The 19,508-nt window shown below is 71.7% G+C and carries 19 protein-coding genes; 4 read left to right on the forward strand and 15 right to left on the reverse strand.

The features are described 5' to 3' along the window. Positions 1-182 precede the first annotated feature (182 nt). Entirely contained in the window at positions 183-905 is a 723-nt protein-coding gene (locus ACZ4WZ_RS09110; protein WP_467887129.1) for a hypothetical protein, read from the forward strand. Here ACZ4WZ_RS09110 and ACZ4WZ_RS09115 read toward each other — a convergent pair. After that, on the reverse strand, positions 865-2,133 hold the full coding sequence (locus ACZ4WZ_RS09115; protein WP_467887132.1) for a cytochrome P450: 1,269 nt from the start codon (positions 2,131-2,133) through the stop codon (positions 865-867). The genes ACZ4WZ_RS09110 and ACZ4WZ_RS09115 overlap by 41 nt on opposite strands. An 89-nt stretch (positions 2,134-2,222) precedes the next feature. Beyond that, entirely contained in the window at positions 2,223-3,920 is a 1,698-nt protein-coding gene (murJ, locus tag ACZ4WZ_RS09120; RefSeq protein ID WP_467887134.1) for a murein biosynthesis integral membrane protein MurJ, read from the reverse strand. A 299-nt stretch (positions 3,921-4,219) separates the two neighbouring features. Here murJ and ACZ4WZ_RS09125 point away from each other — a divergent pair, with 299 nt between their 5' ends. Both ACZ4WZ_RS09125 and ACZ4WZ_RS09130 read left to right on the forward strand, forming a co-directional pair. Further along, positions 4,220-5,485 carry a L,D-transpeptidase gene (locus tag ACZ4WZ_RS09125; protein WP_467887137.1) on the forward strand — a complete coding sequence of 422 codons (1,266 nt, stop codon included), beginning with the start codon at positions 4,220-4,222 and terminating at the stop codon, positions 5,483-5,485. A gap of 128 nt (positions 5,486-5,613) precedes the next feature. After that, on the forward strand, positions 5,614-7,200 hold the full coding sequence (locus ACZ4WZ_RS09130) for a CocE/NonD family hydrolase (RefSeq protein ID WP_467887139.1): 1,587 nt from the start codon (positions 5,614-5,616) through the stop codon (positions 7,198-7,200). A 66-nt stretch (positions 7,201-7,266) separates the two neighbouring features. Here the strand turns inward: ACZ4WZ_RS09130 and ACZ4WZ_RS09135 are convergent, their stop codons facing one another. From ACZ4WZ_RS09135 to ACZ4WZ_RS09190, 12 genes are all read right to left on the reverse strand, one after another. Continuing rightward, positions 7,267-8,145 carry an amino acid ABC transporter permease gene (locus ACZ4WZ_RS09135; RefSeq protein WP_467887141.1) on the reverse strand — a complete coding sequence of 293 codons (879 nt, stop codon included), beginning with the start codon at positions 8,143-8,145 and terminating at the stop codon, positions 7,267-7,269. Beyond that, entirely contained in the window at positions 8,142-8,786 is a 645-nt protein-coding gene (locus tag ACZ4WZ_RS09140; RefSeq protein WP_467887144.1) for an amino acid ABC transporter permease, read from the reverse strand. The genes ACZ4WZ_RS09135 and ACZ4WZ_RS09140 overlap by 4 nt, the downstream gene beginning before the upstream one ends. Positions 8,787-8,803: 17 nt before the next feature. After that, a complete protein-coding gene (locus tag ACZ4WZ_RS09145) occupies positions 8,804-9,712 on the reverse strand; it encodes a glutamate ABC transporter substrate-binding protein (protein ID WP_467887147.1) in 909 nt (302 codons plus the stop codon). 11 nt (positions 9,713-9,723) lie between these two features. Further along, positions 9,724-10,467: an amino acid ABC transporter ATP-binding protein gene (locus ACZ4WZ_RS09150; protein ID WP_467887150.1), complete on the reverse strand. Its 744-nt coding sequence runs from the start codon at positions 10,465-10,467 to the stop codon at positions 9,724-9,726. A gap of 113 nt (positions 10,468-10,580) precedes the next feature. Then, a complete protein-coding gene (locus ACZ4WZ_RS09155) occupies positions 10,581-11,021 on the reverse strand; it encodes a DUF6278 family protein (protein WP_467887153.1) in 441 nt (146 codons plus the stop codon). 63 nt (positions 11,022-11,084) lie between these two features. After that, a complete protein-coding gene (locus ACZ4WZ_RS09160) occupies positions 11,085-11,864 on the reverse strand; it encodes an exodeoxyribonuclease III (protein WP_467887156.1) in 780 nt (259 codons plus the stop codon). Positions 11,865-11,894: 30 nt separating this feature from the next. Further along, entirely contained in the window at positions 11,895-12,527 is a 633-nt protein-coding gene (locus tag ACZ4WZ_RS09165) for an MBL fold metallo-hydrolase (protein ID WP_467887158.1), read from the reverse strand. A 31-nt stretch (positions 12,528-12,558) separates the two neighbouring features. Beyond that, the gene (locus ACZ4WZ_RS09170) at positions 12,559-13,158 is read right to left on the reverse strand and encodes a hypothetical protein (RefSeq protein WP_467887161.1); all 600 of its coding nucleotides are present in this window, start codon (positions 13,156-13,158) and stop codon (positions 12,559-12,561) included. Then, positions 13,155-14,324 (reverse strand): ROK family glucokinase, encoded by a 1,170-nt coding sequence (locus ACZ4WZ_RS09175; RefSeq protein WP_467887163.1) that lies wholly within the window; start codon positions 14,322-14,324, stop codon positions 13,155-13,157. Before ACZ4WZ_RS09175 ends, ACZ4WZ_RS09170 begins: the two co-directional genes overlap by 4 nt. Further along, positions 14,321-15,181 carry an ATP-binding cassette domain-containing protein gene (locus ACZ4WZ_RS09180; RefSeq protein WP_467887166.1) on the reverse strand — a complete coding sequence of 287 codons (861 nt, stop codon included), beginning with the start codon at positions 15,179-15,181 and terminating at the stop codon, positions 14,321-14,323. The genes ACZ4WZ_RS09175 and ACZ4WZ_RS09180 overlap by 4 nt, the downstream gene beginning before the upstream one ends. Further along, complete coding sequence (locus ACZ4WZ_RS09185) at positions 15,151-16,188, reverse strand: ABC transporter permease (RefSeq protein ID WP_467887169.1); 1,038 nt, start codon at positions 16,186-16,188, stop codon at positions 15,151-15,153. Before ACZ4WZ_RS09185 ends, ACZ4WZ_RS09180 begins: the two co-directional genes overlap by 31 nt. After that, the gene (locus tag ACZ4WZ_RS09190) at positions 16,185-17,204 is read right to left on the reverse strand and encodes a sugar ABC transporter substrate-binding protein (protein ID WP_467887172.1); all 1,020 of its coding nucleotides are present in this window, start codon (positions 17,202-17,204) and stop codon (positions 16,185-16,187) included. The genes ACZ4WZ_RS09185 and ACZ4WZ_RS09190 overlap by 4 nt, the downstream gene beginning before the upstream one ends. A 142-nt stretch (positions 17,205-17,346) precedes the next feature. Between ACZ4WZ_RS09190 and ACZ4WZ_RS09195 the strand changes: the two genes are divergently transcribed. Beyond that, positions 17,347-18,351 carry a Gfo/Idh/MocA family protein gene (locus ACZ4WZ_RS09195; RefSeq protein WP_467887174.1) on the forward strand — a complete coding sequence of 335 codons (1,005 nt, stop codon included), beginning with the start codon at positions 17,347-17,349 and terminating at the stop codon, positions 18,349-18,351. A 110-nt stretch (positions 18,352-18,461) separates the two neighbouring features. Here the strand turns inward: ACZ4WZ_RS09195 and ACZ4WZ_RS09200 are convergent, their stop codons facing one another. Continuing rightward, positions 18,462-19,376, reverse strand: coding sequence for a DMT family transporter (locus ACZ4WZ_RS09200; protein WP_467887177.1), 915 nt, complete (start codon positions 19,374-19,376; stop codon positions 18,462-18,464). Positions 19,377-19,508: the final 132 nt, after the last annotated feature.

Below are 19,508 nucleotides of genomic sequence, written 5' to 3' on the forward strand. Positions count from 1 at the left end.
AGCGGGAGGGAATGGAGCCCACGCATGCCCCCCCCCCCCCCCCCTCACCCCCCCCCCCCCCCCCCCCCCCCCCCCCCCCCCCCCCCCCCCCCCCCCCCCCCCCCCCAGGTCCCAGGCCCGGCAGCCTAGTGCCGCCCCGCCCCCCGCGTCAGGAAGGCGGCGCGGCGGCTACCATCCGCCGCATGAACGACGACGTCCGCAACATCGTGCTCGGAGTGGTGGCCACGGCCCTCAGCGGTGGTTTCGGCTGGTTCACGCGGACGTACGTGTGGCGCCGTGCGCTCCGCCGCAAGCAGGCCTTCTTCGGGCTCCCGGCCGGCTCCGACTGCCTGTTCGTGGTGAACCGCCAGATGGGCGGTACGGAATCCTCGCTGCACCGCAACGACGCCTTCGCGCTGCTGGAGATATCGTCCCTGATCAAGGACTGCGGGGCGACGGTGCAGATCGTGACCCACGAGGCGCGGCAGGGCTTCGGCGAGCGCGCCGAGTTCTGCGTCGGCGGTCCCGCGTCCAACTCCCGTACGGTGGCCCACCTCCACTCCCTGCTCCCCGGGGTCCGGGTCGACGTGTCCTCCGAACGCGGCCCCGACCGGGGGATGATCACCGTCGGCGGGGAGGCGTACCGCTGGGAGCCGGGCCTGGTCGAGTACGTGCTGCTGGCGCGGCTCACGACGGAGCAGGGGTCGCGGCCGGTGTTCCTGCTGTCCGGGCAGACCGCCAACAGCAACCAGGCCGCGGCCCGTTACCTTGCCCGCAACCACCGGCAGCTGGCGCGCGACCACCGCGGGAAGTCCTTCTGCCTCGTGCTGAAAGTCGTCAACTCCGATGCCTACGGTCCGGACGTGACCGAACTGGTCGCCGACGTCACCGTCGCGGCCCGGACACCCGCAGCGGCAGTCGCGTGATGCCGTTGATGAAGTTGGAGACCAGCCGGCGGGGCGGGCCCGCGAGTTCCGGAGCGGGCATGGAGGCGCGCCACTCCTCGTAGAGGGTGCGCAGCTGGAGCCGGGCGAAGTGGGCGCCGAGGCAGACGTGCGGGCCGTCGCCGAAGGAGAGGTGGGGGTTGGGGGTGCGGTTCGGGTCGAGCCGGTGCGGGTCGGTGAAGACCCGCTCGTCGTGGTTGGCGGAGGCGTGGAAGACCACCACCTTGTCCCCGGCCCGGATCGGGGTGCCGGCGAGTTCGGTGTCGCGGGCGGCGGTGCGGCGGAAGCTGAGCACGGGCGGGTGGACGCGCAGCAGTTCTTCCACGGCCCGGCCGGCCGGGGCGGTGCCGTCGGCGAGGCGCCGGTAGGCGTCGGGGTGGCGGGCCAGGGCCAGGAGGCCGCCCGGCGCCGCGCTGCGTACGGTGTCGTTGCCGGCGACGGTCAGCAGGAAGAAGAACATCTCCAGTTCGGCGGGCTCCAGTCCGGCCCGCGCGAGGGCGGTCATGACGTCGTCGCCGGGGTGGGCGCGCTTGTACGCGGCCAGTTCGCGGGCGTACCCGAACATCTCTCCGAGCAGGGCCGGGGAGCGCGGGTCGAGCGGCTTGCCGTCCGGGCCGAGGAGGGGCGCGGGCGCGTCCTCGGGGTCCTGGTAGCCGATGATCCGTACGGTCCACTCCAGCAGCAGGCCCCGGTCGGCGGGCGGGACGCCCAGCAGGTCGGTGAGGTTGAGCAGGGCGTACTCGTCGGTGACGGCGCGCACCACGTCGGCGGTCCCGTCCTCGGCGCCGTCCCGCGCTGCGGCGAGGAGGGCGCGGGCGCGTTCCCGGACCCGGTCCGCGAAGGCGTCGACGCGTGCGGGGGTGAAGGCACGGGAGACCAGGCGGCGCAGCCGGCCGTGGTCGGGCGGGTCCTGGTTGAGCATGGTGCTGCGCAGGAACGGCAGGTCGGCGGGGTCGGGGTCGCGGATCTGGGTGGCGCCGAGCCAGGAGGAGTACGAGGCGTGGTCGCGCAGGACGCGGACGACGTCGGCGTGCCGGGTCACGGCCCAGAAGCCGGGTCCGGCGGGCCAGCCCCGGACCTCGGGTTCCTCCTGCCAGGCCACCGGGTGGCGGTCGCGGAGCAGGCGGTAGCGCTCGTGCGGGACGCCCTCGGCGTAGAGGCGGGGGTCGAAGACGTCGGGGATGCCGGGGGGCCGGGCGGCGCGTTCCATGGTCCACACGGTGGCGGGACACCGGGGGCCTCCGCAAGGGGCCGTCGCACCGGCCCGTGCTCCAGGACGTTCCGTGAGCTTTCCTCCCGCTACCGTCCGGCCTTCCGGCGCAGGGAGTCCAGCAGGTCGGTGATCTCCGCCAGGCGCAGCGGCCGGGCGAGGAGTACGACGACCAGGGCCAGCGCGGCGGTTCCCGCCGCCGCGGCGGTGAAGGCGCCGAGGCCGTCGGCGGCCCGGGCGGCCCCGTACGCGGCGGCGGCCGCGGGCAGGCAGGCGGCCAGCAGCCGCAGGTGGGTGCGCAGCGCCGTGGCGGTACGGCCGCCGGCGCGCGGCCCGAGCCTGCGGGAGAGGGCGTACGCGGTGACCGCGGCGCCCGCCGTGAAGGCGAGGGAGGTGGCGGCGGCCATGCCGGTGACGGCCCAGCGCGCCGGCAGCAGGAGGTAGGCGGCGTACGACAGCCCGGCGTTGCAGACGACGATCACCAGGTTGAGGAAGAAGGGGGTGCGGGTGTCGGAGAGCGCGTAGAAGCCGCGCGCCAGCACGTACTGGGCGGAGAAGGCGACCAGGCCGGGGGCGAACGCGGTGAGCATGCCGGCCATGGCGGCGACCTCGGCGGTGGTGACCTTCCCGTATCCGGAGACGCAGTCCATCACCCAGGGGGCCAGCGCGGCGAAGAGCGCGGCGGCGGGCACCACGAGGGCGGCGCTGGAGCGCAGCGCGTACGAGACGTCCTCGCGGACGGCGCCGAGGTCCCCGTCGGCCGCGGCCGAGCTCATCCGGGGCATGAGGGCGGTGACCAGGGAGACGGTGATGATGCCCTGGGGGACGATCCACAGCTGGTAGGCGCTGGTGTAGGCGGCGTAGCCGAAGCCGCCGGCCCGGTGGCCGACGGTGGTGGAGAGGACGGTCACCACCCAGTAGGCGATCTGGTTGGTGAGGACGAGCAGGACCAGCCAGCCCGCGTTGCGCAGGGGCCGGGTGAGGCCGCTGCCGCGCCAGTCGAAGCGGGGGCGCCAGCGGAAGCGGGCGGCGCGCAGCGAGGGGAGGAGGGCGAGGGCCTGGACGACGATGCCGGCGGTGGTGCCGATGCCGAGCAGCCGGGTGTCCGCGGCGCTGAGGGCGTCGCGGCCGCCGTGGGAGGTGTAGAGGAAGAGGCCGAAGACGCCGATGATGACGAGGTTGTTGAGGACCGGGGTCCACATCATGGCGCCGAAGCGGCCGCGAGCGCCCAGTACTTGGCCGAGCACGGTGAAGAGCCCGTAGAAGAGGATCTGCGGCAGGCAGAAGCGGGCCAGGGCGATGACGGTGCTCCGCTGGGCCGGTGTGTACGCCTCGGGGGTGTACGCGTCGACGATGAGCGGTGCGGCGAGGACGGCGGTGGCGGTGAGTGCGAGGAGCGCCACGGTGCAGGCGGTCAGCAGCCGGTCGGTGTACGCGGCGCCGCCGTCGCGGTGCTCCTTGGCGGCGCGCACCAGTTCGGGGACGAAGACGGCGTTGAGGGCGCCGCCGACCAGCAGCATGTAGATGATGTTCGGGATGGTGTTGGCGACGGTGTAGCCGTCGCCGAGGAACCCGGCGCCCAGCGCGGCGAGGACCACGGCCGAGCGGACGAAGCCGGTGGCGCGGGAGACGACGGAGCCGGCCGCCATCAGCGCTCCGCTGCGCAGCACCGAGGTCTTCGCCGGTGCCGGTGCGGCCACGGGCGCGGGCTCCGCCGCCGGGGCGCCACCGGCTTCCGGTCGCGGTGGAGCCTGCTCCCGCTCCGCGCTGCTGGTGGATCCGTACATCGGGGTGTTTCTCCTTCGCCGGGCCGAAGGTCGAGGGTATCCCGGCCGCCGGAACGTCCGGGCGGCCGGGCGGCCGCGGTGAATTCGCCGGGGCGGTAGAGACTTTTGACCCCCCGCCGGGTGCGGAAGGTCCTTTTCCGGTTCCGGGTCCGCCGGTGGGCGAATTCCGGACGGCCGGCTTCCGCATGGCTTCCGTATGTGACCGGATGGCAACGGTTCCGCTGCGGCCCATGTCACAACCGCCTGGAGGAGATTTTCCGGGGAATGCGCAACCTGAAGTGGCCGAGTTCGCTCCTCATATGAGGACGACCGTTATTCCGGAGGGGTTTTCGTTGAGCCGTACACGCCGCACCGCACTTCCGCGCCGCCGCACCCGTCACACGGTGCTGGCGGGCACCGCGCTCCTCACCCTGGCGCTGAGCGCCTGCGGGGGCGGTGGCTCCGGCGGGAACGGGGACGGTGACGGCAAGGGGGCGGACCCGAAGAAGGGCCCGGACATGGCGATCTCGGTGAACCTCACGGGCGAGCAGGTCAAGGCGGGCGAGCCGGTCAGGGTGACCCTGGCCGACGGGAAGTTCTCGCTGGTCAAGGTGACGGACGGCAAGGGCGGGGAACTGCCCGGGCAGATATCCGCCGACGGCCGGACCTGGACCTCGGAGCGCAACGCCTCCCCCGGCACCGATTACCGGGTCGAGGCGCAGAACACCGCCAGCCAGAGCGCGAGCACCCAGTTCAAGACCTCGCCCGCGGACAAGGTGAACAAGGTCTCCATCAACATCCCGAAGGGCAGCACGGTGGGCGTCGCGATGCCCGTCTCGCTCGTCTTCGACAATCCGGTGAAGAACAAGGCCGAGGTCGAGAAGCAGCTGAAGGTCACCAGCTCGAACGGCACCGAGGGTTCCTGGGGCTGGTTCAAGGACTATTCCGGCAAGGACCGGGTGGACTGGCGGCCGAAGGAGTACTGGAAGTCCGGCACCGACGTCAAGGTCGACATGAACCTGAACGGCGTGGACTCGGGCCCCGGAGGCGGCCTCTTCGCCCGCGATTACACCACCGAGTTCAAGATAGGAAAGGACCGCCGGATGGAAGTCAGCCTCGACACCAAGAAGATGACGGTGACCGAGGACGGCCAGGCGGTCAGGACGATCCCGGTCTCGGCGGGCACGCCCGGCGGCCAGAAGGCCTCCTGGTCCGGGAAGATGGTGCTGATGTCGAAGGAGGGCACCATCCGGATGGACTCCCAGACGGTGGGCCTGGGCGACTCCTACGACAAGATGGTCGACTACTCGATGCGCCTGACCTGGTCCGGCATGTACGCGCACGCCGCCCCGTGGAACGCCGCCAACTTCGGCCGCGCCAACAGCAGCTCGGGCTGCGTGGGCATGAGCGACGCCGACGCCAGGACCTTCTACGAGCGGGTCCAGGTCGGCGACCCCTTCGAGGTCGTCGGCAGCGGTTCCAAGGGCAACGCCGACCTCGGCAACGGGTACGGCGAGTGGAACCTGCCGTGGGACCAGTGGAAGGCGAAGAGCGCCCTGACCGGCGGCGGCTCCCCGCAGAGCTGACGGCGGGGGCACGCCCGCCCCGTCCACAATTGTTACCGCTACGTAACTTACCCATGGGTTACCCCGGGTAAGCCCCTCCGGTTACCGTCGGGTCACTTTCGGACACCGGCGTACGCGAGGAGCCCCCGATGAGAACCCGCCCCACCACCGCGACGGCGGTGGCCGCGCTGCTCGCGGCAGCCGTCCTGGGCCTGGCCCCCCACCAGGCCCAGGCGGCCCCCGCCGCCACCGCGTCACGCACGGACGCCTCCTCACAGGTGCGCTTCCACGACATCCCCGGCTCCGGCGGCATCACCCTCAAGGGCAACGTCTTCACCCCGGCCGGCGCCGAACCCGGCCGGACATACCCGCTGATCGTGCTCCCCACCAGCTGGGGCATGCCGCAGATCGAATACATCGCCCAGGCCAAGCAGCTCGCCGACTCCGGGTACGTCGTGGTCAGTTACACCTCCCGCGGCTTCTGGCTCTCCGGCGGACAGATCGAGACCGCCGGGCCGGCGGACATCGCCGACGTCTCCGCCGTCATCGACTGGGCCCTCGCCAACTCCCCCGCCGATCCCGGCCGCATCGGCCTCGGCGGCGTCTCGTACGGCGCGGGCATCAGCCTGCTGGCCTCCGCGCACGACCCCCGGATCAAGGCCGTGGTCGCCCTCAGCGGGTGGGCGGACCTCATCGAGTCCATCTACTCCGGCCGCACGCAGCACCTCCAGGCCGCCGGGATGCTGGGCGCCGCCGGCTACCTCACCGGCCGGCCCGGGCCCGAACTCCAGCGCATCCTCGGCGACTTCCTGGGATCGAAGCTGGAGAGCGAGCAGGCGATGATCGAATGGGGCAGGAAGCGCTCCGCCTCCGAGCAGGTGGACCGGATCAACGCCAACGGCGCCGCGATCATGCTGGGCAACGCCTGGGGCGACACCATCTTCCCGCCCAACCAGTACGCGAAGTTCTTCGAGAGGCTCACCGGACCCAAGCGCCTGGAGTTCCGCCCCGGAGACCACGCCACCGCCGAGGCCACCGGTCTGCTCGGCCTGCCCAACGACACCTGGACCAACGCCCACCGCTGGTTCGACCGCTACCTCAAGGGCGAGCGCAACGGGGTCGACACCGAGGCCCCGGTACAGATCAAGTCCCGCTCCGCCGAAGGCTACGAGGGCTACGCCGACTGGGCGTCGGTCGGCTCCGGCGGCACCGAGAAGCTCCCGCTCGCGGACAGCGAGCACGTCTGGGCCAACGTCGACTCCGGCGCCAACGGCGGGATCCTCTTCCTCTCCAGCGTCCTCGACCAGTTCGCGAAGGCGCCGCCGACCGCGTCGGTCCCCCTGCTCCCCCGCGCCTTCGCCGCCGTCTGGCAGTCGCCGCGCTACGAGGAGGAGCGCCGGATCCGCGGCACCGTACGCCTGCACACCACCGTCACGCCCACCCAGGGCGACGGCACCTTCGTCGCCTACCTCTACGACGTCGGCCCGCTCGGCGTCGGCAAGCTCGTCAGCAACGCCCCGTACACCTTCCACGGGAAGACCCCGGGCCAGTCCTTCGGGGTCGACCTGGACCTCTTCTCCACCGCCTACGACATACCCCGGGGCCACCGGCTCGCGCTCGTCGTCGACACGGTCGACCCCCTCTACATCGAGCACAACCCCACCGGCGCGCAGCTGACCTTCTCCTCGCCGCGCACCGATCCCTCGTACGTCTCGGTACCGCTGCGCGAGCAGTGATCCGCGGCTGCCGCCGGTGGGGTGGCCCCCACGCCCCCGGGCGTGGGGGGAAGGAGGGCTCCGCGCCTACCTCCCCGGCAGCACCGTGCCCGGTTCGGCGGGGGCGACCTCGACGGCCCGGGTCTTCGGGTTGCGCCGCTCCCGCCGCGCGACCCAGGTGGCGAACCAGGACAGCAGCATGCACATCCCGATGTAGATCGGCGAGATGATCATCACGACGGGGATGAACGGCAGGTCGTAGTCCAGGTTCGAGGCGATCAGCTTGCCCGCGTGCAGGAACTCCTCGTAGGTGATCAGGAAGCCCAGCGAGGTGTCCTTCAGGGCCACCACGAGCTGGCTGATGATCGTGGGCAGCATCGCGCGGACCGCCTGCGGGGCGAGCACGAAGGTCATCACCTGCGTCTTGCGCATCCCGAGCGCGTACGCCGCCTCGCGCTGGCCCCTCTCCACGGAGTTGATGCCCGAGCGGAAGACCTCGGCGAGCACCGATCCGTTGTAGAGGGTCAGCCCGGCCACCAGCGCGGGCAGGGGCTGGACCTTCAGCGCCACGAAGATGAAGAAGATCATCACCAGGACCGGCATGGCCCGGAAGAACTCCACGCACAGCGTCGCCAGCCAGCGCACCGGCCGGTGCGCCGAGAGGCGGCCGGTGGCGAGCACGGCGCCGAGCGCGAGCGAGAGCACCGAGGCGTACGCGAAGGCCTTCAGGGTGTTCCCGAGCCCCTCCAGCAGCAGCTCCTGGATGCCCTCGTACGCGAAGGGCCGCCACTTGCCGGTGGTGAACTGGTCGGTGTCGAAGAGCAGGTGGAGGACCCACGCCAGCAGGGCGAGGATCACCACCGTCGAGGCGATCCCGTAGAGGAAGTGGCGGCGCCGGGCCCGGGGGCCGGGCAGGTCGTAGAGGGCGGTGGACCCCAGGTCCCCGTGCAGCGCGTGCGCGGTCATCGGGCGACTCCGTAGCGCTTCTCCAGCACGTTGAAGAGCGCGCTGATGGACAGGGTGATGATCAGGTAGCCGACGGCGATCCAGACGAAGGTCCAGATGATGCTGTAGCCCAGCTCGTTGAGGTTCTTGTACGTGCCCAGCAGCTCGGTGACGCTGAAGGCACCGGCGATCGCGGAGTTCTTCGCGAGCGCGATCAGGGTCGAGCCGATGGGCGGGATGACGGAGCGGAAGGCCTGCGGCAGCACCACCGTGCCCAGGGTCTGCCCGAAGGACATGCCCAGGCTGCGCGCCGCCTCCCCCTGCCCCTTGGGCACGGTGTTGATGCCGGAGCGCAGTGCCTCGCAGATGAAGGCCGAGGTGTAGCAGCCGAGCGCGAGGACGGCGAAGAGCTGGAAGGGCAGGACCAGCCCGAAGCGCGGCAGCCCGAGGAGCACGGCGAAGAAGAGCAGGGTGAGCGGGGTGTTGCGCAGCACGGTCACCCAAACCGTGCCGAAGACGCGGAAGGAGCCGACGGGCGCGACGCGGAAGGAGGCCATCAGGAAGCCGAGGACCAGGGCGACGAGCGAGGCGTAGACGGTCAGCTCGACCGTGCCGAGGAAGCCCTTGCCGTAGAGCGCGAAGTTCTCGGTGAGTACGTCCATGGAGGTGTGCTCTCCCCTCAGCCCGCCGGGTAGCGGTCGATGGCGGGCGGCTTGGGGGCGGGCCGGCCGGAGAGGCCGAGCGTGGCCTCGTAGGCCTTCTTCCAGGAGCCGTTCTTCTCGTGCGCGGCCAGCGCGTCGTCGAGGGCGAAGCGCAGGGCGTTGTCACCGCGGGGGACGCCGATGCCGTAGGGCTCCTCGGAGAAGGGCTTGCCGACGACCTTGAGCTCCTCGGGGACCTTCGCGGCGTAGCCGAGGAGGATGGAGTCGTCGGTCGAGACGGCGTCGACCTGGTAGGTCAGCAGGTTGTCCACGCAGACCGAGTACGTGTCGTAGGCGACGAGGACGGCCTTGGGGAACTCCCTCTGCAGCCGCTGGTAGGGGGTGGAGCCGGCGGCCGAGCAGACCTTCTTGCCGTCGAGGTCCTCGGGGCCCTTGATGTCCTCCTCCTTCCTGCGGACGAGCAGGGACTGGCCGGCCATGAAGTAGGGGCCGGCGAAGCCGACCTGCTTCTTGCGGTTGTCGTTGATCGTGTAGGTGCCCACGTAGTAGTCGATCTGGCCGTTCTGCAGGGCGGTCTCGCGGTTGGCGGAGGCGATCGTCCTGAACTCGATGGTCTTGGGGTCGAAGCCGAGCGAGGCCGACATCATCTTGGCGATCTCGATGTCGAAGCCGGAGTAGCGGCCGGTCGCGGGGTCCTTCTCCCCCATGTAGGGCTGGTCCTCCTTGACGCCGACCACGAGATGGCCGCGTTTCCTGGCCTTCTCCCAGGTGCGGGACTGGGGCAGCGAGAAGCCGGCGTCGACCTGGTAGACGGGCAGGTCCTCGGGCTGGGGGCCCTTGACCGGGGGGCTGCCGGACTTGCCGCAGCCGGCGGTGGCGAGGAGGAGGGCGGCGGCCAGGGCGAGCGCGCGCAGGGTGTGCTTCATCGGGCCGCCCGTCAGTGCTTGAGGATCTTGGAGAGGAAGTCCCTGGCCCGGTCGCTCTCGGGGGCGGTGAAGAAGGCCTCCGGGGTGCGGTCCTCGACGATCCGGCCGTCGGCCATGAAGACGACGCGGTTCGCGGCGGAGCGGGCGAAGCCCATCTCGTGGGTGACCACGACCATGGTCATCCCGTCGCGGGCGAGCTGCTGCATGACCTCCAGCACCTCGTTGATCATCTCCGGGTCGAGGGCGGAGGTCGGCTCGTCGAAGAGCAGCGCCTTGGGGTTCATGGCGAGCGCGCGGGCGATGGCCACGCGCTGCTGCTGGCCGCCGGAGAGCTGGGCGGGGTACTTGTCCGCCTGACTGGCGAGGCCCACCCGGTCCAGGAGTTCCCGGGAGCGCTTGTCGGCCTCTTCCTTCTTGCGTTTCCTGACCTTGAGCTGGGCGAGCGAGACGTTGGCCAGGACGGTCTTGTGCGCGAAGAGGTTGAACGACTGGAAGACCATCCCGACCTCGGCCCGCAGGGCCGCCAGCTCCTTGCCCTCGTCGGGCAGCGGCCGCCCGTCGAGGGTGATGGTGCCGGACTCGATGGTCTCCAGCCGGTTGATGGTGCGGCAGAGGGTGGACTTGCCGGACCCGGACGGTCCGATGATCACCACCACCTCGCCGCGGCCGACGGTGAGGTTGATGTCCTGGAGGACGTGCAACTTCCCGTAGTACTTGTTGACGTCCCGCAGCTCGATCAACGGATCGACGGCCATACGCTGCCCTGCCCACTTGTCGGTGTGTCGAGGTCAGCGCAAACTATCCAGCCGTCGAAGGGGACTTCATCTCGACACGCTTAAAAGGCACATAAAGTACATTGGCCCTTTATTCAGCCTTCGGAGGCCTCGGCATAGGCCTGACTGAGCTCGGGGGACCCGGTGACCGCCCAGGACAGCCCCGACTCGATGACGTTGAGCTCCCGCCCCGAGGCCAGCCGGATCACCGGCTGGCCGTTGGGCCAGACCTGCCAGCCGGCACCCGGCAGACTGCGCACGATCACGGTCCCGAGGTAGAACCCGGCGTCGTTGCCCAGCCAGGGCACCGCCTCGGGATCCCGGCGCCAGCGCGGCATCAGCTGGTCCAGGGCCTCCAACGAGGCCGGGGTCTGGTCGAGTTCCAGCCCGGCCGCCCTCGCCTGGGACCGCAGCAGCTGGCACTCCGCGAACAGCTCGGCGACGCCCTCGGGATCATCCACGAGAGCGGCGGCGAGCCCCGCACCCTGTTCCGTTTCGTGCCGGTTCAGCCAGTTGGCCAGGAAAGGGATGTTCATACCGACCACCCTGACACCCGGATCCCCGACTGGCCACAGGGCGCGCCTTGATCCCTCCGTCTTCTAGACGTCCAGGTCGACCACGACCGGGGCGTGGTCGGAGGCGCCCTTGCCCTTGCGCTCCTCGCGGTCGACGTAGGCGTCCTTGACCGCCTTCGCGAAGGGCTCGTTCCCGTACACCAGGTCGATGCGCATGCCCCGGTTCTTGGGGAAGGCGAGCTGGCGGTAGTCCCAGAAGGTGTACGGGCGGTCGTACTTCAGGGCGCGCGGCATGACGTCGGAGAGCCCGGCGACCCGCAGCGCGTCCAGGGCGGCCCGCTCGGCGGGGGTGACGTGGGTGAGGCCCGCGAAGACCGCGGGGTCGTACACGTCCTCGTCGGTCGGCGCCACGTTGAAGTCGCCGAGCACCGCGAAGGGGCGGACGCCCGCCGCGTCCTCGGCGATGGCGGTGGCCAGGGAGCCGAACCACCTCAGCTTGTAGCCGTAGTGGTCGTGCTCGACCTCGCGGCCGTTGGGCACGTACACCGACCAGACGCGCACCCCGCCGCAGGTGGCGGAGATGGCGCGGGGCTCCTGCACGCCCTCGTAGTCGGGGCCGCCGGGCAGCCCCATGACCACGTCCTCCAGCCCGACGCGGGAGAGCAGGGCGACGCCGTTCCACCGGCCGGTGGCGTTGACGGCCGACTCGTACCCCAGCTCGCGCAGCTCGGCGGCGGGGAACTGCTCCACGGAGCACTTGGTCTCCTGGACGCAGAGCACGTCCGTGCCGGAGCTCTCCAGCCAGGCCAGCAGGCGCGGCAGCCGGGCGGTGATCGAGTTGACGTTGTACGTGGCGATACGCATGTACACCAACCTACCGCCCGGCACCGACAGTCAGAGTACGGCGCTCTCACCTGCGCCGAGACGGCCGTGCGGGGCTCCGCCGAAGTTGTCCAGGGCCATGTCGTAGACCGGCCGGGCGATGTCCGCGAGGTAGGCGTCGTGGATGTCGATCGCCCGGGCGGGCTTGACCTCGCGGACGTAGTCGATCACCTCGGCGATCTTGTTCCAGGGCGCGTGCACCGGCAGCATCAGCGTCTCCACCGGGGCGTCCGGCACGGTCAGCGCGTCCCCGGGGTGGAAGAGGGAGCCCTCGACGAGGTAGCCGACGTTGGTGACCCGCGGCATGTCGGGGTGGATCACGGCGTGCAGTTCGCCGTGGACCTGGACCTCGAACCCGGCGGCGGTGAAGGCGTCGCCGTGGCCCACGGTGTGCACCCGGCCCGGGTAGGCGGCGGCCATCCGGTCCGCGACGCTGCGCAGGGTCCACAGGGCGGCGGCCGGGTTGGCGTCGAGCGCCGCGCGCAGCCGGCCCTCGTCGAAGTGGTCGGGGTGCTCGTGGGTGACCAGCAGGGCGTCCGCCCCGAGGCCCGCGTCCGGTTCGCTGAACGCGCCCGGGTCGATGACGAGCACGCGCCCGTCCTTCTCCAACTGGACGCAGGAATGCAGCCGCTTGGTGAGCTTCATGATCCCACCATAGGCCGTGTCCGGAGGCGGTTTACGGAACGGCGGTGGAGACCACGTACACGCGGGGAGCGGCCGGATTGGTGGAGTCGACCGTGATGTCCCGGGTGGGGCGCGGGTCCTTCGCCTCCAGGGTCACCCCGGACCAGGTGTGCTGCGGGCTCCAGCTCCAGCCGGCGACCGCGGCGTCGCGGTCGGAGACGGACACGCCGGGGGTCAGTGCCTCCCTGCTGGTCCCGGCGTCGGCCAGGAAGGCGTCCAGCTGCCCGGGGGTCACCTGGAACTGGACGTACAGCCGGCTGGTGCGCCAGTTGTTGGTCTCCAGGTAGCCGACGTGGGAGGCCATCAGCGGGATCGGCACCTCGTAGATGCTGCGCTGCACCCGGGAGGGCCAGTCGGTGCGCACCTTGACCGCGCCGACCCGGGCGGCCTTGTCCCTGCCGCTCTGGCGGCTCTGCTGGGCCGAGACGAACAGGTAGCCCGCCGGGACGCCGATGAGCAGCAGGATGATGATCGCGGTGACCCAGCGGCGCCGTACGGTGCGGCGGCGGTCCTCGCGCTCCTCGGGGGTGGGCGGCCGGTCGCCTCCCGCTTCGGGGGAGGAGGCCTGGCGGGGCAGGGAGGGCGGTGTCACTGCGGTTCCTGATCCTTGGGGTCCGTGGGGCCCCCGGCGCCGCGCCGGCCGAGCTGCGCGTAGCGCTCGTGCCGCTCGACGCGCCGGCGCGTGGCGCGGCGGAAGCGGCGGGCGACGAGCCGGGCGAGGTCGGCGGCGCCGACCATGCCGGCCTCGGGGCCGAGCTGGGCCTTGGCGATGCGGGCCTCGGGGCGGTAGCCGCGGCCGGTGAGGTGGCGGCGGAAGGCGTCCCGGGCGGGGCCGATGAGCAGGTCGTCGGCGGCGCTGACGCCGCCGCCGATGACGAAGCAGGAGGGGTCCAGCGCGGCCGCGAGGTTGGCGATGCCCACGCCGAGCCACTGGCCGATGTCCTGGAGCAGCTCGACGCACATGGCGTCGCCCTCGCGGGCCAGCTCGGTGATGAGGGGACCGGTGATCTCGTGGACGTTCCCGCCGACCCTGGCGATGATGTTGTACGCGACCGGGGAGTCGGCGGCGGCCAGCTCGCGGGCCTCGCGGACCAGGGCGTTGCCGGAGCTGTACTGCTCCCAGCAGCCGCGGTTGCCGCAGGGGCAGCGGTGTCCGCCGGGGACGACCTGCATGTGTCCGAACTCGCCGGCCACGCCGTAGCGGCCGCGCTTGACCTGGCCGCCCTCCAGGATGGCCCCGCCGATGCCGGTGCCCAGGGTGATCATGACGAGGTGGTCCTCGCCGCGGCCGGCGCCGAAGCGCCATTCGGCCCAGGCGGCGGTGTTGGCGTCGTTGTCCACCATGACGGGGACCGCGAGCCGGGACTGGAGGGCGTCGCGCAGCGGTTCGTCGCGCCAGGCCAGGTGGGGGGCGAACAGGACGCGGGAGCGGTCGGCGTCGACCCAGCCCGCGGCCCCGATGCCGACGGCGTGCACGTCGTGCCGGTCGGAGAGGTCGAGGACCAGCTCGACGATGGTGTCCTCGACGACCTTGGGGCTCTTGGACTTGTCCGGGGTCTCGGTGCGGATCTTCTCCAGGATGACCCCGTCGGCGTCGACCACGCCGGCCATCACCTTGGTGCCGCCGATGTCGATGCCGACGGTCGGGACGCGCGGGGCGGTGCGCAGCGAGCGGCGTTCACGGGTCCCGACGGTCCGCAGGACGGTGCCCCGCGCCGCCCCCCGGTGGGCGAGCGTGAAGTCCCGGTACGTGCTCATCGAGTCGTTTCGTCCCTGTCGGTGGCCGGAGCGGAAGGGGTGGTCGCCCCTGATTCTGCCACCCGCTCCAGCTCGTGGCTCAGCTCCTCCAGCTCCGAGCCGCCGGCCATCTGCCGGGTGAGCTCGTCCAGGGTGATCGAGTCGCGGTCGTGGCTGCCCGCCATGGCGCCCCGCTTGAGGAGGACGAAGCGGTCGCCGACCAGGTAGGCGTGGTGCGGGTTGTGGGTGATCAGGACCACCCCGAGGCCGGCGTCGCGGGCGGCGGCGACGTACTTGAGGACCACGCCGGACTGCTTCACGCCGAGGGCGGCGGTGGGCTCGTCCAGTACGAGGACCTTGGCGCCGAAGTACACGGCGCGGGCGATGGCCACGCACTGCCGCTCGCCGCCGGACAGGGTGCCGATCGGCTGGTCGACGTCGCGCAGGTCGATGCCCATGCGCAGCAGCTCGGTGCGGGTGGTCTCGCGCATGAGCTCCACGTCGAGGCGGCGGAAGGGGCCGCGCCCCTTGGTGGGCTCGGAGCCGAGGAAGAAGTTGCGCCACACCGGCATGAGGGGGACGACGGCCAGGTCCTGGTGGACGGTGGCGATGCCGCGGTCGAGGGCGGCGCGGGGGTTGGCGAGCTCCGTTTCCTCGCCCTCGATCGCGAAGCTGCCGGCGTCGTGCCGGTGCAGCCCCGCGATGATCTTGATGAGGGTGGATTTGCCGGCCCCGTTGTCGCCGAGCACGCAGGTGATCTCGCCGGCCGACACCTCCAGGGAGACTCCCTGGAGGGCACGGATGTTGCCGTAGTACTTGCTGACGTCCGTCAGCTTCACCAGCGCGGTCACTTCGCCTCCGCCCGCTTGCGGACCCATGCGTTCAGCAGCGTGGCGAGCAGCAGCATGGCGCCCAGGAAGAATTTGAACCAGTCCGGGTTCCACTGCGCGTAGACGATGCCGTTGCTGGTCATGCCGAAGATGAAGGCGCCGACGGCCGATCCGATCGCGGAGCCGTAGCCGCCGGTCATCAGACAGCCGCCGATGACGGCCGCGATGATGTAGAGGAACTCGTTGCCGACGCCCTCGCCGGACTGGACGACGTCGAAGGAGAAGAGGATGTGCTGCCCGGAGATCCAGGCGCACAGGGCGACGCCCATGTAGAGGCCGATCCGGGTCTTGACGACCGGGACGCCGGTGGCGCGGGCCGCGTCGGCACCGCCGCCCACGGCGAAGATCCAGTTCCCGGCGCGGGTGCGCAGCAGGATCCAGGTGGCGACCGCGACCAGGGCAAGCCACCACAGGATGGTGACCTTGAGGGTGACCGAGCCGATGTTCCACTGCGAGGCGAACAGGGCCCGGGCGGAGGAGAAGCCCTCCATGTCGGCGATCGTCCTGGTGGAGACCGAGCCGCTGATCAGCTTGGTGAAGCCGAGGTTCAGGCCGGTCAGCATCAGGAAGGTGCCGAGCGTGATGATGAAGCTGGGCAGCCTGGTGCGGGTCAGCATGAACCCGTTGAAGAAGCCGATGGCCAGGGTGACCAGCAGGGAGACGAGGACGCCGACCCAGACGTTGGCGGTCATCTGGTAGCTGAACATCGAGCTGAACAGGGCCGACGTGGTGACCATGACGCCCGCGGACAGGTCGAACTCGCCGCCGATCATCAGGAGGGCGACCGGGACCGCCATGATGCCGATGGTGGAGGCCGAGTACAGGACCGTGCTGAGGCTGGACGGCTTCAGGAAGCTGTCCGCGGCGAAGCAGAAGAAGACGAAGACCGCGGCGGCGCCGACGACCGCGCCCAGCTCGGGGCGGCCCAGCAGCCGGCGGGCGTACGAGGCGGGCGCGAGGCGTTCGTCCGCGGCCGGGGCGGCGGGGGTGCTCATCGGCTGCCCCGCTTGATGTACTCCTCCAGCTCGGCGGCCTCGGCCCCGGTGACGATCTGCGGGCCGGTCAGCACGGGGCGGCCGCCGCCGAGGACGTCCGCGTTGTAGCGGTGGAGCCACAGCAGGTCCACGGCCTCGTAGCCCTGGAGGTAGGGCTGCTGGTCCACCGCGAAGCCGAGGGTCCCCGACTTCAGGTCGCGGGCGACGGACTCGTTGAGGTCGAAGGTGTCCACCTCGGCCTTGCTGCCCGCCGCGTTCTTCGCCTTGACGGCGGTGGGGGCGAAGGGCGCGCCGAGGGTGACGATGGAGTCGACGGTGGGGTCCGCCTGGAGCTTGGCCTGGACGGCGGCCTGCACGGACGGCATGTTGGTGCCTTCGACGTACAGGTTCTCCATGACCCCGCCGGCGGCGGCGAAGGTCTTCTTCGCCCCGGCGCAGCGCTGCTCGTGGCCGACGTTGCCCTGCTCGTGCAGGACGCAGACGGCCTTCTTCCGGCCCCGCTTCGCCAGCTCGGTGCCCACGGCCTCGCCCGCGATCTGCTCGTCCTGCCCGATGTGGGTGAGCGCCCCGTACTCGGCCGACTGGGCGGAGCCGGAGTTGACCGTGATCACCGGGATGCCGGCCTTGACGGCCTTGCCGACGACGTCCTTGAGGGCCTCGGGCTTGGCGAGGCTGACGATGATCCCGTCGACCTTCTGGTCGATGGCGTTCTGCACGAACTGGGCCTGCTGCTGCGCCTGGTCGTCGTGCGAGTAGACGAAGTTGATGTTGTCCTTCGCCGCGGCCTCCTTGGCGCCCTTCTGGACGATGTCCCAGAAGGTGTCGCCGTCGCCCGCGTGGGTGATCATCGCGAAGGTCCAGCGCGGCGTGGACACGGCGGGCCGGCCCGCCTCCGCGGCCTTCGCCCGTTCCTCGGCGCGCTTGCCGCCCGTGCTGCTGCAGCCGGCGAGGGAGGCCCCCAGTACCGCCGCGAGCACGGCGCCGACGACGCGTACCCCTGTCCGAACCCTAGCCACGTCCCCGTGCCCTTCCCTCGTCCGTCATCAATCGGTCATTCCGGTTTCAGCCGCCCAGTATCCGCCACAGTGGACCATGGAGGGTCATCGGGGCATGCCCGGGCAGATTGACAGGTCCCCCGTACGGGGTCACGTTGAGTGCATGCGCATCGGGCTCATCGGAACGGGCCGGATCGGTTCCTTCCACGCGGCCGCACTGGCCCGCCACCCGGACGCCGGCTCGCTGCTGCTGGCCGACGCCGACCCGGGGCGGGCGTCGCGGCTCGCGGACCGGCTGGGGGCCACCGCCGCGCCGACGGTCGACCAGGTCTTCACCTGGGGCGTGGACGCCGTCGTGGTGGCCTGTTCCACGGAGGGCCACGCCGACCTGGTGGTACGGGCGGTGCGCGGCGGGCTGCCGGTGTTCTGCGAGAAGCCGCTGGCCCCGGACCTGGCCCGCACCCTGGCGGTGCTGCGCGAGGTGAGGGGCGTCGGCGGGGTGCTCCAGGTCGGTTTCATGCGCCGCTTCGACGCGGGCTACCGGACCGCGCGCGAGCTGGTCCGGTCGGGTGCCCTGGGGCGGCTGCACACGGTGCGCACGATGACCGCCGATCCGGCTCCGCCGCCGGCCGGGTACCTGGCGGTTTCCGGGGGCCTGTACCGGGACTGCCTGGTGCACGACTTCGACATCGTCCGCTGGGTGACCGGGCGCGAGGTGGCCGAGGTGTACGCGGCCGGCTCCGACGGGGGTCCGGCCCGGTTCCGCGAGACGGGGGACATCGACACGGCGGCGGCCGTCCTGACCCTGGACGACGGAACCCTGGTCACCAGCACCGGCACCCGCTGCAACGGCGCGGGGTACGACGTGCGGATGGAGCTGGCCGGGGAGCTGGACCAGGTCTCCTCCGGGCTGGACGACCGCACGCCGATCGCCTCGACGGAGCCGCACGGACCGCCCCCGGCGAGCAAGCCGTGGACCGGCTTCCTGGAGCGGTTCGGGCCCGCGTACGAGGCCGAGCTGGCGGCCTTCGTACGGCTGGTGCGCGGCGAGGGGGACAATCCCTGCGACGGGTTCCAGGCGCTCGCCGCGTTCCGCGTGGCCGAGGCGTGCGAGCGCTCCCGGCGCGAGCGCCGCCCCGTACGGCTGGAGGAGCTCCCGGACCTGTAGGGCGGACGCGCTGGCGGGCATGCGGGCCAGAGTAGGGCCCGTGATCAAGCCCGCAGGAGCCGTTTACCGGCCATTCGGCGCCCGGCCCGGCCCTGTGCGCAGGGGCACGTTCAGCCCGCCGCGCGGCGCCCCCAGGCGGTGCCGGCGAGGACGAGCGCCGCGCCGGCGAGGCCCGCGGCCCCGAGGTGTTCGCCGCCGATGGCGATGCCCGCGGCGGCCGCCCACAGCGGTTCGGTGCCGAGGAGCAGGCTGACGCGGGAGGGCGAGGTGCGGCGTACGGCCCACATCTGCACGAAGAAGGCGAAGAGGGTGCAGAAGACGGAGAGGAAGACGAGCCCGGCCCATTCGGCGGGGCCGAAACCGGCGGCCGTCTCCCAGGGGCCGTCGCCGGTGCCGGGCACGACCGCCAGCAGCGCGAAGACCAGGACGGCGCCGCCGAGCTGGACGGTGGTCAGGGACAGCGGGTCGGCGTCCTGGACGGCCTTGATCCGCGCCATCAGCAGGACGTGCGCGGTGCGGGCCAGGGCGGCGCCGAGGATCAGCAGGTCGCCGGTGCCGGGCACGGTGAAGCCGGCGCCCTGCGTGAGCAGCACGACCCCGGCGACCGAGACGGCGGCGGCCCCGAGGAAGCCGGCCGACGGCGCCCGGCGGCGTACGGCGGACTCCGCCAGCGGGGTGAAGATCATGGTCAGGCTGATGATGAGACCGGCGTTGGTGGCGGAGGTGTGCACCACCCCGTAGGTCTCCAGCAGGAAGATCCCGCCGAGTACGAGTCCCAGCGCCGCGCCGCCGCGCAGCTGGGCGGGGCTCAGCGCGCGCAGCCGCCGGCGGCCGGCGAGGACGAGGGCGGGCAGCACCAGCGCGAAGCGCAGCACGAGGACCGCGATCACGGTGTGCGTGGCGGTGATGCCCTTGGCCGCGAGGTAGCTGCCGCCCCAGACGACGGCGACGAGCAACACGGGCAGGTCCGCGAGCCAGGCGCGGCGGGGGGCGAGCGCGGGCGCGGGGGTGGCGAGGGTGGACACCGGGGCGGCTCCGACGGCGGGAAGGGCGTGGAGACGGCGGCGGCTCGCACGGGTGCGGGCCCACCGTAACCGTCCGGATCTTGCCCGTCGACCGGATATCCCGGTATCCGGACGCTCCGCCGCCCGCGCCCG

The sequence above is a fragment of the Streptomyces sp. NPDC029122 genome (genome assembly GCF_055569445.1).

Excerpts from the sequence above, each read along its gene's own strand:
- ACZ4WZ_RS09110 (WP_467887129.1), top strand. The coding sequence starts at position 183 with ATGAACGACGACGTCCGCAACATCGTGCTCGGAGTGGTGGCCACGGCC.
- ACZ4WZ_RS09115 (WP_467887132.1), bottom strand. The coding sequence starts at position 2,133 with ATGGAACGCGCCGCCCGGCCCCCCGGCATCCCCGACGTCTTCGACCCC.
- murJ (WP_467887134.1), bottom strand. The coding sequence starts at position 3,920 with ATGTACGGATCCACCAGCAGCGCGGAGCGGGAGCAGGCTCCACCGCGA.
- ACZ4WZ_RS09125 (WP_467887137.1), top strand. The coding sequence starts at position 4,220 with ATGAGGACGACCGTTATTCCGGAGGGGTTTTCGTTGAGCCGTACACGC.
- ACZ4WZ_RS09130 (WP_467887139.1), top strand. The coding sequence starts at position 5,614 with ATGAGAACCCGCCCCACCACCGCGACGGCGGTGGCCGCGCTGCTCGCG.
- ACZ4WZ_RS09135 (WP_467887141.1), bottom strand. The coding sequence starts at position 8,145 with ATGACCGCGCACGCGCTGCACGGGGACCTGGGGTCCACCGCCCTCTAC.
- ACZ4WZ_RS09140 (WP_467887144.1), bottom strand. The coding sequence starts at position 8,786 with ATGGACGTACTCACCGAGAACTTCGCGCTCTACGGCAAGGGCTTCCTC.
- ACZ4WZ_RS09145 (WP_467887147.1), bottom strand. The coding sequence starts at position 9,712 with ATGAAGCACACCCTGCGCGCGCTCGCCCTGGCCGCCGCCCTCCTCCTC.
- ACZ4WZ_RS09150 (WP_467887150.1), bottom strand. The coding sequence starts at position 10,467 with ATGGCCGTCGATCCGTTGATCGAGCTGCGGGACGTCAACAAGTACTAC.
- ACZ4WZ_RS09155 (WP_467887153.1), bottom strand. The coding sequence starts at position 11,021 with ATGAACATCCCTTTCCTGGCCAACTGGCTGAACCGGCACGAAACGGAA.
- ACZ4WZ_RS09160 (WP_467887156.1), bottom strand. The coding sequence starts at position 11,864 with ATGCGTATCGCCACGTACAACGTCAACTCGATCACCGCCCGGCTGCCG.
- ACZ4WZ_RS09165 (WP_467887158.1), bottom strand. The coding sequence starts at position 12,527 with ATGAAGCTCACCAAGCGGCTGCATTCCTGCGTCCAGTTGGAGAAGGAC.
- ACZ4WZ_RS09175 (WP_467887163.1), bottom strand. The coding sequence starts at position 14,324 with ATGAGCACGTACCGGGACTTCACGCTCGCCCACCGGGGGGCGGCGCGG.
- ACZ4WZ_RS09180 (WP_467887166.1), bottom strand. The coding sequence starts at position 15,181 with ATGGGTCCGCAAGCGGGCGGAGGCGAAGTGACCGCGCTGGTGAAGCTG.
- ACZ4WZ_RS09185 (WP_467887169.1), bottom strand. The coding sequence starts at position 16,188 with ATGAGCACCCCCGCCGCCCCGGCCGCGGACGAACGCCTCGCGCCCGCC.
- ACZ4WZ_RS09195 (WP_467887174.1), top strand. The coding sequence starts at position 17,347 with ATGCGCATCGGGCTCATCGGAACGGGCCGGATCGGTTCCTTCCACGCG.